The organism is Sphingobium fluminis, from assembly GCF_037723805.1.
In the GTDB taxonomy this organism is placed as follows: Bacteria; Pseudomonadota; Alphaproteobacteria; order Sphingomonadales; family Sphingomonadaceae; genus Sphingobium.
Genome location: NZ_JBBJUK010000002.1, coordinates 451,784 through 467,289 on the forward strand (window position 1 = coordinate 451,784; position 15,506 = coordinate 467,289).

Sequence of the window (15,506 nt, forward strand, 5' to 3'; positions counted from 1 at the left end):
CTTTATATTTTTGCCTTCGCCCTCTACAGGCCGGCCAACATGTATCACCCGGAGTCCCCCATGACCGACGTCACCATCAAACGCGCCCTTTTGTCCGTGTCCGACAAGACCAGGCTCGTGGAACTGGGCAAGGCGCTGGGCGAGCATGGTGTCGAACTGGTCTCGACCGGCGGCACCGCCAAAGCGCTGCGCGAGGCGGGACTGATCGTGAGCGATATTTCCGACCTGACCGGCTTTCCCGAAATGATGGATGGACGGGTCAAGACCCTGCATCCCAAGGTGCATGGGGGCCTGCTGGCGGTGCGCAACAACCCCGAGCATGTTGCCTCGATGGACGAGCATCAGATCGGCGCGATCGACCTGGTGGTCGTCAATCTCTACCCCTTCGCGGCGACGGTGGCCAAGGGCGCAGCGCGGGACGAGATTATCGAGAATATCGATATCGGTGGCCCTTCGATGGTGCGCTCGGCCGCCAAGAATCATGAGAGCGTCGCGATCGTCACGGATCCCGCCGACTATGCACGCCTCATCGCAGAGATGGCGGACAAGGGCGGCGCAACCAGCTATGATTTTCGCCGGCTGCTGGCCGCCAAGGCTTATGCAGCTACCGCCGCTTATGATTCGATGATCGCGAGCTGGTTCGCTCATGAGGATCAGGGTATGCTCTTCCCCGAGACGCTCGCCGTCGCCAGCACGCTCGCCACGACGCTGCGTTATGGCGAAAATCCGCACCAGTCGGCCGCGCTTTATCTGCCGGTCGGCCCGGGCGCCAACGGCATCGCGCAGGCGCGGCAGGTGCAGGGCAAGGAACTCTCCTATAATAATTATAACGATGCCGACGCCGCGCTGGAGCTGGTCAGCGAATTTCGCGATGGCCCGCCAACCGTCGTCATCGTCAAACACGCCAATCCCTGCGGCGTGGCGACCGGCGAAACCCTGATCGAAGCCTATGAGGCGGCGCTCGCCTGTGACAGCGTGTCGGCGTTCGGCGGCATCATCGCGGTCAACCGGCCGCTCGACGGCCCGACCGCCGAAGCGATCAGCGGCATCTTTACCGAAGTCGTCGCGGCGCCCGATGCCGACGACGACGCCCGCGCGATCTTTGCGAAGAAGAAAAATCTGCGGTTGCTGCTGACCGGCGATTTGCCCGATCCGGCGCGCACCGGACTTCAGCTCAAGAGCATCGCCGGCGGGCTGCTCGTGCAGAGCCGCGACAATGGCAGGGTCGATCTGGACGACTTGAAGGTCGTAACGAAGCGCGCACCCACGCAACAGGAACTCAAGGATTGCCTGTTCGCCTGGACCGTCGCCAAACATGTGAAATCGAACGCGATTGTCTATGCCAAGGATAGCAGCACGGCAGGCGTCGGCGCAGGCCAGATGAACCGCCTCGAATCCGCGCGGATCGCCGCGTGGAAGGCGAAGGATGCCGCCGAAAAAGCCGGTTGGGCGCAGCCGCGCACGATTGGATCGGCGGTCGCATCGGACGCCTTCTTCCCCTTCGCGGACGGCCTCCTCACCGCGGTCGAAGCCGGCGCGACGGCAGTCATCCAGCCCGGAGGATCGATCCGGGACGAAGAGGTGATCGCCGCCGCCGACAATGCCGACCTCGCCATGGTCTTCACCGGCATGCGTCACTTCCGTCACTAAAGCGGACGCCACGCGAAATTACGCAGTCCAATTGAAAGAGATTGGCCGTTTTCCGTCGATTTTTCTCCTATGGGTACTTTTAATAGAGGCCGGACAAGCCTATCTGGAGCGTGACCAGCCGCCCACGCAGGCGGCGGGCGAAACAATAAAAAGCATGTTCGACAGGAGAATAGGATGACCAGAAAGACGCTGGCGGCATTTGCCGTCACCATAGGCCTTGTGCTGCCCGGCTTGGCTTCGGCGACGGGCATGAGTTCCGATGTGATCGTTGACGGCCGGACCGGGGCCGTGACCCGCACCATCGCCGTGACGGTAGCAGACCTCGATCTTGCCAGCGCGCATGACTATCGCAGGGCCGATGCTCGCATCACGCGCGCGGCAAAGCAGGTGTGCGGCTATGTCGCAGGATCGATCATCCCGGTCACCAACGACTATCGCGTCTGCTTCAGCGACGCGCAGCAGGGCGGACGCAGCGACCTGGATAGCCGGGCGCAGCGGACGAGCTGAAACCCCTCGCCGCTCTTCGGCAGGATACCGGGCCGTTCCGCCAAGGCGGGGCGGCCCGTTTCATTCCCTTACCTGCCATTAACCACTCCTTAGAGGATTTCCTTCACTCCCCGAGACTGGATCACAGGACCATCCGGGGGAATTTCTGCATGCCGCGTGCCGACCGACAAGTGGACGTCGCCATCATCGGAGCCGGGCCAGCGGGCCTCACCGCCGCCTATCTGCTGACCAGGCAGGGCTATAGTGTCACGGTCATCGAAAAAGACCCGGTCTATGTGGGCGGGATCAGCCGCACGGTCGAACTGAACGGCTTTCGCTTCGATATTGGCGGGCATCGTTTCTTTTCGAAGTCGAAGCAGGTCGTCGACCTGTGGAACGAAATTTTGCCCGACGATTTCATCCAGCGCCCGCGCATGAGCCGCATTTATTACGAGGGCAAATTCTACAGCTACCCGCTGCGCGCGTTCGAGGCGCTGTGGAATCTGGGCCTGTGGCGTTCGACCCTGTGCATGGCGAGCTTCGCTAAGGCGCGGCTGTTTCCGAACCGCAAGATCCGTTCCTTCCAAGACTGGACCGTCAACGCGTTCGGGCACAAGCTGTTCTCGATCTTCTTCAAAACCTACACGGAAAAAGTGTGGGGCATGCCGTGCGACGAGATGTCGGCGGACTGGGCGGCGCAGCGAATCAAGGGCCTTTCGCTTTGGGGCGCGGTGGTCGATGGCCTCAAGCGCAGCCTTGGCCTCAATAAAAAGCCCAATGACGGGATGGAAACCAAGACGCTGCTCGAAACCTTCCGCTATCCGCGGCTGGGGCCGGGTATGATGTGGGAGGCGGCGCGCGATTTCGTGATCGCGGGCGGAAACCGCGTCCTGATGGGGCATAGCCTCAAGCAGCTTTCCGAAGATCAGGGCACCGGGCGCTGGCGCATGGTCGCGCAGGGGGCCGAGGGCGAGGTGGCCGTGGACGCCGCTCATGTCATCAGCTCCGCGCCGATGCGCGAACTGGCCGGCCGCATTCACCCGCTTCCCGCCAGCCTTGGTGAAGCTATGGAACTGAAATATCGCGACTTCCTGACCGTTGCGCTGATGGTGAAGGGCGATGATATCTTCCCCGACAACTGGATCTACATTCACGACCCCAAGGTGCAGGTCGGCCGCATCCAGAATTTCCGCAGCTGGTCGCCCGAAATGGTGCCGGACCCTTCCCTCGCCTGCGTCGGCCTTGAATATTTCTGTTTCGAAGGCGACGGTCTGTGGTCGGCGGATGATGCCGACCTGATCGCGCTGGCGGCGCGGGAAATGGCGCTGCTTGGCCTGTGCGACGCTGGCGATGTCGTCGGCGGCGCGGTGGTGCGGCAGGAAAAGGCCTATCCCGTCTATGACGATAATTATGCCGCCCATGTGCTGGCGATGCGCACCGAACTCGAAGCGCGCTATCCGACGCTTCACATGGTCGGACGCAATGGCATGCACCGTTATAATAATCAGGATCATGCCATGATGACGGCGATGCTGACCGTCCGCAATATCGTCGCGGGCGCGCGCGTCCACGACGTCTGGTCGGTGAACGAGGACGCCGAATATCATGAAGCGGGTGAAGAGGGGCAGGACATCGCCGGTGAACGCGCGGCACTCGCTAGTGCCCGGCTGGTGCCCTCCCGCCTGCAGGCCGCATGACGCGATGGACAGCGGTGTCCGCATACTGACCGCGCTGGCCGCACGCTTCATGGTCGCGCGATATCTGCTCGCCAGCGCCAGCGCGCTCATGACCGATATGATCGTCTTTCTGGCCCTGTCACATGGCGGCGCTTCGCCGATGATGGCCGCGCTGGGCGGCTATGCGGCCGGCCTGATCGTCCATTGGGTGATCAGCATCCGCTTCGTGTTCGATACGCGAGGAGGCGCGACCCATGGCCAGCTCATGGGCTTCGTCGCGACGGCGCTGCTGGGCCTGGGAATGACCATGGGCATAGTCGGCAGCCTGAGCGCAATCGGCCTGCCGCCCGCCGTCGCCAAGCTGTTTTCGGTGCCGGTCAGCTTCTTCACTGTTTATGCAGCGCGGAAATATGGCGTCTTCGCCCGCGCCTGACCACAGCATCGAGCGAAACTGGACCGGCCTTGCAAGGCCCGGCTGGGCCTGGTGCGCACTGGCCGCCTGGATGGCCTGTTGCGCGGTCATGCTGTGGATTTTTCACCGCGATTTCCCGACACTCCGCTTCCGCGATCCAGATGATGCCATGCGCCTGCAACAGGTGCGCGACTGGATCGGCGGGCAGGGCTTTTTCGATGTCAGCCAGCATCGCGTCAATCCGCCCATCGGCGGCCCGATGCACTGGTCGCGGATCGTCGACATGCCGATCGCGGCCCTGATCCTTATCACTCGGCCGCTGCTCGGCGCATGGAGTGCCGACATATTCGCCTGCGCCATCGCGCCGCTGCTGACGTTGGGCGGGCTGGTGCTGGCGCTATACCATGCGGTCAGGCGGCTCGACGGGCAGCGCAGCGCCTGCATTGCCGTAGCCCTGCTGCTGACCGCCCCCTCCATCCTCGTCCAGTTCACGCCGCTGCGGATCGACCATCATGGCTGGCAGATATGGATGGCGGCGATCGCGCTCGCCGGCACATTCGATTCGCGACCCGCTCGCGGTGGCGTGATCGCAGGCCTTGCGCTCGCCGTCTGGCTCCAGATTTCGAGCGAAGGTCTCCCCTACGCAGCGCTGTCCGGTGGCGTCTTCGCCCTGCGCCAGTGGATCGCCCGCGATCATGCGCCACGCTTCACCGCCTATGCAGCGACCCTCGGCGGGGCAGCGCCGGGCCTCCTCATCGCCTTGCGCGGCTGGCAGGCGCTGTTCGATGCGAAATGCGATGCATTGTCCGCGCCCTATGTCTGGCCACTCGTCGCGCTCGCCCTGACGACGCCGGTCGTCTCACGGCTCGCCGGCTCCGCCAGCGCGACGCGGCGCATCTTAGCCCCAGCTATCGGCGGCGGCTGCGCGCTCCTCTTGTTTCTGGTCGTCGGCGGACCCTGCCTGTCCGGCGATCCGTTCAAGGCGCTGGGCCCGACCGCGTACAAGCTCTGGTATCTTCAGGTCATGGAAGGCCGGCCGATCTGGGAGCAGGGCCTGTCGATGGCGGGCGTCATCCTGCTGCCGGCCCTGTTGGGCGTGGCAGGCGCAATCGCCGCCGCGACGAGCCAGAGGGATCGCAGCAAAGGCTTCGACTGGCTGATGCTGGCGCTCCTCACCCTCGGCGCGACCCTGGTGGCGTGCCTGCTGATGCGAGCGATGACCGTCGCCCATCTGTTCGCGCTGCCCGGCATCGCCTGGCTGCTCCAAAGGCTCTTCGTCCGCATTCAGGCCGCCCGATCGCCGCTAACGCGTGTGCCCGGGTCAGCGGCGCTCATCCTGCTGACCCCGGTGGGCCTGAGCGCAGCCTGGATCGCACTGATCACCCCACCCGCCGCGCCCACCAGGCAGGCCAGCACGGATTGCCGGGCGGCGGCGACGCTCGCACCCTTGCGCGCCCTGCCCGCCGCGACCCTGTTCGCGCCGCTCGACATCGGACCGGACATATTGGTGCAAACGCGCCACAGCGTTATCGGCACCGCGCATCATCGCAACGCCATCGGCATCACCGCGGTGATCGAAGGTTTCACCGACCGCCCCGGCGATGCGCGCAAAGTGGCCGCGGGGGTGGGAGGCGGCAAGGGCGCCGGCTATATCGTCACCTGTTCGGGTCTCAACGAGTTCGCGCTCTACGGCAAAGCGAGCCGCCATGGCCTCGCCGCCGACCTTGCCAGGGGCATTAATCCGTCCTGGCTAAAGCCGATGCCCGGTCCCGGGCCGCTCCACATCTACCGGATCGTAGATCAGGCGGGCGTAAAAGCCATCGCGACGCCATTCATGCAATAGCGCTTGCCGGTGGGCTTTGGCCCATCGTCGAAGACATGGCCCAGATGGCCGCCGCAACGGGTGCAATGGATTTCGGTGCGCGAATAGCCGAGCTCGAAATCGCGGCTGGCGGCCACGGCCTTGCGCAACGGCTCCCAGAAACTGGGCCAACCTGTGCCACTGTCGAACTTCGTCTTCGAACTGAAAAGATTTTGCGCACAGCCCGCGCAACTGAATGTGCCCGCGCGATGCTCGTCGTTGAGCGGGCTGGTGAACGGCCGCTCCGTCGCCTGATGGCGCAGCACATTATAGGCAAGCGGGCTCAGCTTCTTTTTCCACTGCACATCGCTCAAGGTCACGGGATAGGCGGCTTTCGCTTCCCCGAGACCCATCTGCCATAACAGGAGTGCGCCAGCGCCGGTAGCCGCGCCACCCAGAAAAACTCTGCGGTTCATGGGCCACCTTGTGCCAGCGTCAGACTGTCCGCCGCCTGAACAGGCCACGCTTCGCGCTCTTCCCCGAATTCATCACATGGCGGCGGAACAGGTGAACGCCCAGCCGGATGATAAGGCCCACCCAGACCGCCTGCCACATGATCGCGACCAGATGCGGCCAGAGCGCCTCGCTCTGCGCTGCCCGCGCGATCATCGCGAAAGGGGAACTGAACGGGAAGATACAGGCGGCAAGCTCGGGCCGCGATCCCATATGGTCGACCGCATAGGTCGCGAAGAAAAATATCGCCATCTGCCCCATCGTTACTGGCATGTTGAGCGTCTGCACCTCCCGCACCGTCGCCGCCTGCGCGCCGATCCCCAGGAACAGCGAGCCGAGCAACGTGTAAGCCATGGCGAAATAGATGACGCCCAGCGCAAGGAACAGCGGCCAGCCGACCGCAGGCGTCGGCAAGGCGACATCGGGCCCGGCCAGCAACAGCAAGGCACCAAGCGCACCTGATCCCCAAAACAGGATGCCGACGAAACTCATCGCCAGCATCGCCATCAGCTTGCCAAGGAACACCGCGTCGATGGGCACGGCGGCGGCGAGGATTTCGATCACCTTGTTGGTCTTTTCCTCGACCAGGTTCGACAGCACCATGCCGGCCAGCAACATGGTCAGGATGAAGATGACGACCTGCGCCGCGCGCCCGGTGGCGAGACGGCCCTGACCCTGCGCGCTCGCATTATCGGCCACGACCTGCCGGGCGATCGCGACATGGGGCAGATGGTCGCCGACCTTGGCCAGTCCCGCCATGAGGCTGAGATCCCGTTCCAGCCCGTCGATATCCTCGGCCTTGCCGGTCAGCACCGGATGATCGAGCGAGCCGGACAACACCGCGATAATGCCGGCATCCTTGCGCCCAAGCAGAATGCGGGGGTCGCTGCCCGCCGGCACAGGGCGTAATTCCGGCACATGGCCCGAGCCGATGCGACTGGCGATCCGCTGACGCGCCCATGCCATCCGATCGGCCTGCGCCGCCGGAAGCGCGACGGCGACAGCGGGCTGGATGCGATCGCGGGTGATCTTCTGCCCCAGACCGTTAAAGGCCATGCCGATCACCAGCGGAAAGAGCGGTCCCAGCAGAAAGAGGATGAAGGTTTTCGAAAAAATGACCGCCGTGAAGTCCCGACGGGCGATAACAAGGGCCGCGCGCAGCACATTTTTCATGCGACCTGCTCCCGCGCCTGATCTTCTTCCATCTGACGCGCCGCCGCTTCGCCGGCAATCGCCACGAAGGCATCATGTAGGCCCGGCCGCTCGATCGACAGACTCTCAATCCCCGCATTGCCGTCGAGCAGGGCGCGCAGCAGCAGCTCGACGCCTTCGTCCGGCAGCGCGAAATGCCATGCGCCATCTTCAGCAAGCGTTTCGGCCGGCAAGGCGCGTCGCCATGGCCCGTCGCTCATGCGCGTGCGCAACCGGACCTGCGGGCGAAGCCGGCCGCGTGCCGCGTCCACCGACCCTTCGAACCGGATGCGACCACCCGCGACGATGGCGACCCGCTCGCACAGCCGTTCGGCATGGGCGATGACATGGGTGGAAAAAAGGATGGTCACGCCGGCGCGTGCCTGTTCACGGATCAATGCCTCCAGCTTGCCCTGATTGATCGCGTCGAGACCCGAAAATGGTTCGTCCAGCACGATCAGGCGCGGCTCATGGATGATCGTGCCGAACAGTTGAACGGTCTGCGCCATGCCCTTCGACAGAGCGCGGATCGGCTTTTCGGCGGAGGCGCCCATACCATGGTCTTCCAGCATGGCGCGGGCACGGGCGCGCCCGAGTTTGAGCGGAAGGCCGCGCAGCGCCCCCATGAAGGCGATCGCCTCGAACGCCTTCATCGACGGATACAAGCCGCGCTCCTCGGGCAGATAGCCGACCTGTTTCGCCTTGCGCAGCGGTGCCGGATCACCAAGCAGCGTCCGGTGCCCCTCGTCCGGGTCGATAATGCCCAATAATGTGCGCAGCAGCGTGGTCTTGCCCGCACCATTGGGTCCCAGCACGCCGTAAATGGCCCCCGTGGGTACGGCGATATCGACGCCGTCGACGGCGCGAAAATCTCCGAACGTCTTGACAAGACCATGGGCTTCGACGGCATAGGCAGGGTTCGAGGCGGGATTGAGGGTCGGGGTGTCGCCGATCATCCGCCCCTGATAGTCGCAGACCATGCCAACGCAACTTGAAACCATAGAGCAGCGCCTCAAAGCGCATGCCGCAGAACTGGGCTTCGCCGCCTGCGCCATCGCGCCCGCCGACGCCGCGCCGGAAGCCGCCACGCGCCTGCGCCAATGGCTCGATGCCGGTCATCAAGGCGACATGCTGTGGATGGAGGAACGCGCAACCGAGCGTGGATCGCCCAAGGGGCTTTGGCCCGACGTGCGCAGTGTCGTCATGCTGGGCATGAGCTATGCGCCGGGGCGCGATCCGCTCGCGCTGGCGGACGCCCCCGACCGCGCGCGCATTTCGGTCTATGCGCAGGGGAAGGATTATCATGACGTGGTCAAAAAAGGGCTGAAGGCGCTTGCCCGCTGGCTGATCGATCAGCAGCCCGGCGCGCTCAAGGTTTTCGTCGACACGGCACCCGTGATGGAAAAGCCGCTGGCGGCGGCCGCCGGCCTCGGCTGGCAGGGCAAGCATAGCAATCTCGTCAGCCGGGCGCATGGCAGCTGGCTGTTCCTGGGCGCCATCTATACCGAGATCGCGCTGACGCCCGACACCCCGGAGGCTGACCATTGCGGCAGTTGCACCGCCTGCCAGACCGCCTGTCCTACCGACGCCTTTCCCGCCCCCTATAGGGTCGATGCGCGGCGCTGCATTTCCTATCTCACGATCGAGCATAAGGGGCCGATCCCGGAAGAGTTTCGCGCAGCGATCGGTAATCGCGTCTACGGCTGCGACGATTGTCTGGCGGTGTGCCCTTGGAACAAGTTCGCGCATCTCGGCGCGGCCAATCGCGCCTTCATCGGTCGGGCGGAACTCGCCGCGCCTGAAATCGGCGATCTGCTCGCGCTGGACGATGCGGGCTTTCGCGAGATTTTTTCAGGATCGCCGATCAAGCGCATCGGCCGTAACCGGATGGTCCGCAACGCTGCGATCGCGGCGGGCAATAGCGGCAATCCGCGCCTGCTCTCGCAACTAAGACAGCTCACCGCCGATCCCGATCCGGTCGTGGCCGAGGCGGCGACATGGGCAATCGGCCGGCTGTCCGCCTAACGCGCCTGTAACGCGGTCGCACAGGCCGCAGGCTCGACATCGATGCCAAGCGGCGACCGTGCATCGACATGCGTTACCACCGGCTCCTTGCCGCGCGCCGGGGCATAGAGATAGGCGTCGAGCACGCAGCGGCCGTTGGCGAATTGTAGCTTGCGGCCCGTATTTTCCCTGATGTCGAGCCGCGGCGTGCCGAACATCTGGGTCAGCCGCCGCGCGTCCGCGCCCATCAGCGGGCCTTGCCGGGCAAAGGCGCTGGCAGGCGGACCGGCAGGGGGCGTGATGCCGGTCTGCAATCCCGGGCCGGTCGCGCCACAGGCGGCAAGCGGCAGGGCGAGAATAGCGATGAGGGCCTGACGGGCAGAGATCATGCGGCCTTCCTTCTGACGCCGTGCAGCATGTGAACGGCCATAGCCGCGCTCCAGATCGGCGCAAGCAGGTTGAGCAGGGGAATGAGGAAGGCAAGCGCCGAACCGAGCCCCATGAGCCACCGGTCGATCCGAGGGATAGGTGGCAATTCCGGGTGACGCGGCTCCACCATGTCGGCAAGGTCACGACCGAGCAGATAGGCATTGACCGCGAGGAAAAGCCCGATGGTGCCGATGCCCGTCACCATCAGCGCGATATAGGCAGGAAGTGCGAGCAGGTTCCATCCGATCGTGCGCGCGATCGAACGGAGCGCAAAGTGCAGGCTGCGGACGCCGCCGATCGGCTGCGCGGTCGCAACCGCCTGCGGATAGGCTTCCGCCTCCACCGCAACGACGATGTCATCGGCGAACAGCCCCATGACCGCCATCGCCACGGCCCGGAACAACAGCCAGCCCAGCACCACCGCGGCAATCGCGGTCGCCGTCGCTTCGGCAAGGCCCCCGCCCCAGTTCCAGCCGACATAGGCGCGAAGCCCGTGCAATCCCGCCCACAAGCCGACCGCCAGCACCCCGAACAATCCCAGCGTCAGCAGCAATGTCTTGAGCAGCAGGCGCAACGCCGCGCCGTGAAACAGGGATGGAAAGGCGCGCAGGGCGGCAATGATGACCATGGCGCGGCTATCCTGCCGCAAGCGCGCCGCGTCAATCACCGCCGTTGCGCGAGCGGTTCATGGCCGATAGACACGGCGCCGATCTGCCTCTCTTTATGAAGGAAACTGCGTGCCCGCTTCTGCCCCCTCGCTCGACGTCGTCGCCGTTGGTAACGCCATTGTCGATGTCATCGCGAAAAGCGACGATGCCTTTCTGGCGGAACATGCACTGACGAAAGGCGGCATGCAGCTGATCGATGCGGAGATGGCGGAAAGCCTTTATGGCGAGATGGACGCGGCGATCGAGAGCAGCGGCGGTTCGGCGGCGAACACATTGGCCGGGCTCGCCGCGCTCGGCAAAAAATGCGGCTTCATTGGCCAGGTGCGCGACGACCAACTCGGCACCGTGTTCGCGCATGATATCCGTGCGCTTGGCATCCGCTTCGATACGGTCGCGCTGACCGGCGATGCGCCGACCGCGCGTTGCCTGATCCTCGTGACGCCCGATGCGCAGCGGACGATGAACACCTTCCTTGGCGCATCGCAATATCTCCCGGCCAAGGCGCTTGACGTCGACCTGATCCAGTCGGCCGCGATCCTCTATCTAGAAGGCTATTTATGGGACCCCGAACAGCCCCGTGCAGCGATGCGCGCGGCGATCGACGCCGCCCGCGCCGCCGGCCGCAAGGTTGCCTTCACCCTGTCCGACAATTTCGTCATCGATCGCCACCGGGCCGACTTCATCGACCTGATCGATCAGGGGTTCATCGACATCCTGTTTTCCAACGAAGGCGAAATCCAGTCGCTGGCCGAAATTGACGATTTTGAAGCCGCGGTGGCGTCCATCGGCGCGCGCGTGCCCGTATTGGTATCTACCCGCAGCGAAAAAGGCGCGGTCGCGGTCGTCGCGGGCGTCCGTTACGAAGCACCGGCCGCCGCAGTCGAGACCATCGTCGACACTACCGGCGCGGGGGACCTGTTTGCCAGCGGATTTCTGGCCGCGCATATCGACGGGCGATCGGTCGAGGATTGCCTCGCACTGGGTGCCGCCGCCGCCGCAGAGGTGATTGCCCACTATGGCGCGCGACCCGAGGCTGATCTCAAGCTGATCGAAGCGCGGCTGTTCGCCTGAACGACGGGTCGGTCAGGCCGCACGCTTCTGTTTACGGAACAGGGCACGGTCGTCTGACCCGAACCCCCAGCGCCAGATGACGAAGCCATAAGCGGCCAAAATCGCCGGAACGCCGAACAGCAACTCGGCCCATTCCATATGGGGCGGCAGGGCCACGAAGGCTGCGCCGACGATGCAGGCCGCGCCAGCCGCGCTCAGGAGCGGCCAGCGCCAGGCGTTGACGCGCGCATCGAGCAATCGGGCCAGCAGGCGCGCTTTCACCAGCGCGCCCGCGCCGAGCGCAATGCACAGCGCCAGTGCAGGCGCGGCCGCGACCACCATGTCGCGCAGTCCCAGTCGCCGCGCGGCCACGATCAGCGCGAAGCTGAGGCTTGCCTGCAACGCGATCATCAGCAGCGAAATGACGAGGTTGCGATGGCGCGCGATATAGACCAGCGCCGATTCGCTGACCACGGCGGTCGCGGCGACGACTTCGGCCAGCAACAGGAATGCCAGCGCGCCTGTCCCGCTGACGAAATGGGGCCCGACCAGGCCCATCACTGCCTCTCCGGGAATGCCAAGCGCGAGCGCGATGCCCGCCTGCGCGGCGATGATCCAGAAACCGACCTGGCTGACCTGCCGCGCGATCGCCGCCAGATTGCCCTCCGACAGGTTGCGGGTGATGACCGGGCCGAGGATCGGGTCGAAACTGGTCTTGAGCTTTTGCGGCAGCGACGCGACCTGTTGCGCGACATAATAGATGCCGATCACCGCCGGGCTGACGAACAGTCCGAGGATAGCCATGTCGAGCCGGCGCGATCCCCATTCCACGCCGTCGGCGGCCGCGAGCGGCAGGTTGCGCCGCGCCATGCGCCACAGCCGGCCGGGATCGGGCCGCCAGCCATAGGGAATGCCATAATGGCGGGTCATGGGGATGATCGAGGCCGCGAAGGCGGCGACCATCGAAACGACATAGGAGAGGATCAGCCCGTCCCGCGTCGAATAATAGGCAAAGACGAACGCGCCGATACTGATCGCCCAGGGCTCTATGATCGAGCGCGCCCGCACCGTCGCGCCGATATCGAATCGATAGGCGCAGGCCGCCAGCGCGACATCCGATCCGGCGACGGCGATGACGATCAGCGCAAGCAGGCGGTCGAGGCCGTTGATGCCGCTATTGGGAAACATCGCTTGCGGGAAGGCGACGAGCGCGCCGGCCGCCAGCGCCGATGCGCCGAAAGTCAGCAACATCGCATCGGTCACGACATGAGGATGGGGTCGCTTGGTCTGGGCAAGCGCGCCGGCAAGGCCGCGCTTGAGCCCCAACGTCGCGAGTTGCGCCGCGAATTCGACGACAAGCACGGCATAGGCAAAGCGCCCCAGCGCATCGGCGCCATAGATCCGCCCCGCAATGAACAGAAAGGGCAGACGCGCGGCCAGACGCAGCAGGAAACCAAAAATGTTGGTTCGCCCGCCCTTTGCGAGCGCGGCGATATCATCCTCTGGCCCGGGAAGGGATGCCTGTGCCGCCAACGAACCTTAACCCCCAACCCTATTGTCTTCGCGCCATAATAGGGGAAAAATCGCCATGCAGCGACCTTATTCCGCGCGCAACGGCCGGGCGAGCAGGGCGTCGATGACCTGCGCCAGCGGCGCTGCTCCTTCGATCAGCGCGCAGACCGCCTCTACCACGGGCATATCCACCCCGGCCGCCCGCGCAGCGGCGCGCAGGACAGGCGCGGTAAACGCGCCCTCGGCGACGGTGCGGCGGTTGGCGAGCAGATCGGCGGGCGCCCTGCCCTCGCCCAGCCCCTTGCCAAGCGTGAAGTTGCGCGATTGCGTCGAGGAACAGGTGAGGACGAGGTCGCCAAGACCCGACAGGCCAGCCAGCGTTTCCGCGCGAGCGCCCCGCGCAAGGCCGAAGCGCGTCATTTCCGCAAAGCCCCTGCTGATGAGCGCGGCGCGCGCATTCAGGCCAAGGCCTGCCCCTTCGGAGACGCCGCACGCGATGGCGAGGACATTCTTGACCGCCCCCCCGATCTCCGCACCGATCACGTCGTCCGACAGATAGGGCCGGAACGCAGGACGCGCGATCCGAGCCGCCAGCCGGCTTCCAAGCGCGCCATCGCCACAGGCGAGCGTAATTGCGGTCGGCAAACCCTGCGCGACCTCATGTGCGAAAGTGGGGCCGGAGAGCACAGCAATCGGAGCGTCCGGGCGCACATGCGCCACCACTTCCGACATCAGCAGCCCGGTGCCCGCTTCGATCCCCTTGGAACAGAGGATCAGCGGCACGCGCGCCGGGGCTTGCGCGATCACGCTGCGCAGATGCTGGGCGGGGCTGACGACCAGCAGCATGTCGCGGTCGGCCATGTCGGCCATGTCGCCGGTCGCGATGACGTGCGGGCTGAGCGGAAGGCCGGGCAGATAGAGCGGATTGGCATGATCGCGATTGACCGCCGCGATGACTTCGGGCTCCAGCGCCCAAAGGCGCACGTCATCGCCCCCGGCGGTGAGCAGTTGCGCCAGCGCCGTGCCCCACGCACCGCCGCCAAGGACGCCCGCCTTCACGCCTTAACGCCTGCGCCGCGCGCCTTTTCGGCGTCGGGATCGAGCGGCCAGCGCGGCCGGGCCGGGGTCGTGAGATCGTCGATCAGCCCCGCCGCGAAGCGCTCCGCCCCGGCCCAGGCGATCATCGCGGCATTATCGGTGCAAAGCCAAAGCGGCGGCGCGACGAAGGGCAGATCGAACTGCCGTGCCATTTCGGTCAGGGCATCGCGCACCGCCTGATTGGCCGCAACGCCCCCGGCGACGACCAGCGCGGTCAAGCCTTCGCTCGCGATCAGCGCCCGGCGGGTACGATCCAGCAGGCAATCGATCACGGCTTGCTGAAAGCTCGCCGCAATATCCTCCTTGGCATGCAGGCCGGACTGGGCCGCGCGCATCACAGCGCTTTTGAGACCAGCGAAAGAAAAATGCGGATCGTTGGTCCCCACCAGCGGACGGGGCAGCGGCACAGCTTTTGGATCACCGAGCGCCGCAGCCTTCTCCACCGCCGGGCCGCCCGGAAAGCCAAGCCCGAGCAGTTTCGCCGTCTTGTCGAACGCCTCACCCACCGCATCGTCGATCGTGGTCGCAAGTCGGCGATAGCGGCCGACACCTTCGACCCGGAGCAACTGGCAATGCCCGCCTGAAATGAGCAGCAGCAGATAGGGAAAGGCGAGCGACCGGTCGGCAAGACGCGGCGAAAGCGCGTGTCCTTCCAGATGGTTGACCGCTACCAGCGGCTTGCCCGCCGCATGAGCGAGCGCCTTGCCGGTGACAAGGCCGACCATGACCCCGCCAATGAGGCCAGGGCCAGCCGTCGCCGCGATCACGTCGACATCGGCGAGAGTCAAATCGGCGTCGGCGAGCGCCGCCTCGATCAGCGGACTGAGCGCCTCGACATGGGCGCGGGCCGCGATTTCCGGCACCACGCCACCATAGGGCCGGTGTGCCTCTTCCTGGGTCGCGAGCCGATGCGCCAATATCCGCCCGTCGGCCGTCACCAGCGCGGCTGCGGTTTCGTCGCAGCTTGATTCCAGGCCAAGGATGATCGTCATTCCCGCTTCCATCTAATGCCCGTG

The 15,506-nt window shown here is 65.3% G+C and carries 15 protein-coding genes; 7 read left to right on the top strand and 8 right to left on the bottom strand.

The annotated features are described in order from the left end of the window. The first annotated feature begins 60 nt into the window (after positions 1–60). From purH to WG907_RS08355, 5 genes are all read left to right on the top strand, one after another. Positions 61–1,650, top strand: a complete 1,590-nt coding sequence (gene purH / locus WG907_RS08335) for a bifunctional phosphoribosylaminoimidazolecarboxamide formyltransferase/IMP cyclohydrolase (protein WP_340232289.1) — start codon at positions 61–63, stop codon at positions 1,648–1,650. 174 nt (positions 1,651–1,824) lie between these two features. Beyond that, positions 1,825–2,157: a UrcA family protein gene (locus WG907_RS08340; RefSeq protein ID WP_340232290.1), complete on the top strand. Its 333-nt coding sequence runs from the start codon at positions 1,825–1,827 to the stop codon at positions 2,155–2,157. A gap of 149 nt (positions 2,158–2,306) precedes the next feature. After that, on the top strand, positions 2,307–3,833 hold the full coding sequence (locus WG907_RS08345; RefSeq protein WP_340232291.1) for an NAD(P)/FAD-dependent oxidoreductase: 1,527 nt from the start codon (positions 2,307–2,309) through the stop codon (positions 3,831–3,833). Positions 3,834–3,837: 4 nt separating this feature from the next. Beyond that, positions 3,838–4,245, top strand: a complete 408-nt coding sequence (locus WG907_RS08350) for a GtrA family protein (protein ID WP_340232292.1) — start codon at positions 3,838–3,840, stop codon at positions 4,243–4,245. After that, positions 4,223–6,067: a hypothetical protein gene (locus WG907_RS08355; RefSeq protein ID WP_340232293.1), complete on the top strand. Its 1,845-nt coding sequence runs from the start codon at positions 4,223–4,225 to the stop codon at positions 6,065–6,067. Before WG907_RS08350 ends, WG907_RS08355 begins: the two co-directional genes overlap by 23 nt. Here the strand turns inward: WG907_RS08355 and msrB are convergent. Genes msrB through WG907_RS08370 form a run of 3 tightly spaced genes read right to left on the bottom strand, consistent with a single transcriptional unit; the run spans position 6,025 to position 8,685 of the window. Beyond that, positions 6,025–6,501, bottom strand: coding sequence for a peptide-methionine (R)-S-oxide reductase MsrB (msrB, locus tag WG907_RS08360; protein WP_340232294.1), 477 nt, complete (start codon positions 6,499–6,501; stop codon positions 6,025–6,027). The genes WG907_RS08355 and msrB overlap by 43 nt on opposite strands. 19 nt (positions 6,502–6,520) lie before the next feature. Continuing rightward, a complete protein-coding gene (locus tag WG907_RS08365) occupies positions 6,521–7,711 on the bottom strand; it encodes an ABC transporter permease (protein ID WP_340232295.1) in 1,191 nt (396 codons plus the stop codon). Continuing rightward, on the bottom strand, positions 7,708–8,685 hold the full coding sequence (locus WG907_RS08370; RefSeq protein WP_340232491.1) for an ABC transporter ATP-binding protein: 978 nt from the start codon (positions 8,683–8,685) through the stop codon (positions 7,708–7,710). The genes WG907_RS08365 and WG907_RS08370 overlap by 4 nt, the downstream gene beginning before the upstream one ends. 22 nt (positions 8,686–8,707) lie before the next feature. Here WG907_RS08370 and queG point away from each other — a divergent pair, with 22 nt between their 5' ends. Further along, entirely contained in the window at positions 8,708–9,754 is a 1,047-nt protein-coding gene (gene queG, locus WG907_RS08375) for a tRNA epoxyqueuosine(34) reductase QueG (RefSeq protein ID WP_340232296.1), read from the top strand. On the opposite strand, the gene WG907_RS08380 is transcribed toward queG, so the two are convergent. Both WG907_RS08380 and WG907_RS08385 read right to left on the bottom strand, forming a co-directional pair. Then, on the bottom strand, positions 9,751–10,122 hold the full coding sequence (locus tag WG907_RS08380) for a hypothetical protein (RefSeq protein ID WP_340232297.1): 372 nt from the start codon (positions 10,120–10,122) through the stop codon (positions 9,751–9,753). The genes queG and WG907_RS08380 overlap by 4 nt on opposite strands. After that, on the bottom strand, positions 10,119–10,790 hold the full coding sequence (locus WG907_RS08385; RefSeq protein ID WP_340232298.1) for an EI24 domain-containing protein: 672 nt from the start codon (positions 10,788–10,790) through the stop codon (positions 10,119–10,121). The genes WG907_RS08380 and WG907_RS08385 overlap by 4 nt, the downstream gene beginning before the upstream one ends. Positions 10,791–10,899: 109 nt before the next feature. On the opposite strand from WG907_RS08385, the gene WG907_RS08390 reads away from it, so the two are divergent. Then, the gene (locus WG907_RS08390; protein WP_340232299.1) at positions 10,900–11,901 is read left to right on the top strand and encodes an adenosine kinase; all 1,002 of its coding nucleotides are present in this window, start codon (positions 10,900–10,902) and stop codon (positions 11,899–11,901) included. 12 nt (positions 11,902–11,913) lie between these two features. Here the strand turns inward: WG907_RS08390 and WG907_RS08395 are convergent, their stop codons facing one another. The 3 genes from WG907_RS08395 to tsaD form a co-directional block, all read right to left on the bottom strand. Beyond that, positions 11,914–13,413 carry a lipopolysaccharide biosynthesis protein gene (locus WG907_RS08395; protein ID WP_340232300.1) on the bottom strand — a complete coding sequence of 500 codons (1,500 nt, stop codon included), beginning with the start codon at positions 13,411–13,413 and terminating at the stop codon, positions 11,914–11,916. Between the two features lie 66 nt (positions 13,414–13,479). Next, positions 13,480–14,451 (bottom strand): NAD(P)H-dependent glycerol-3-phosphate dehydrogenase, encoded by a 972-nt coding sequence (locus WG907_RS08400; protein WP_340232301.1) that lies wholly within the window; start codon positions 14,449–14,451, stop codon positions 13,480–13,482. Then, the gene (tsaD, locus tag WG907_RS08405; RefSeq protein WP_340232302.1) at positions 14,448–15,482 is read right to left on the bottom strand and encodes a tRNA (adenosine(37)-N6)-threonylcarbamoyltransferase complex transferase subunit TsaD; all 1,035 of its coding nucleotides are present in this window, start codon (positions 15,480–15,482) and stop codon (positions 14,448–14,450) included. Before tsaD ends, WG907_RS08400 begins: the two co-directional genes overlap by 4 nt. Positions 15,483–15,506 lie beyond the last annotated feature (24 nt).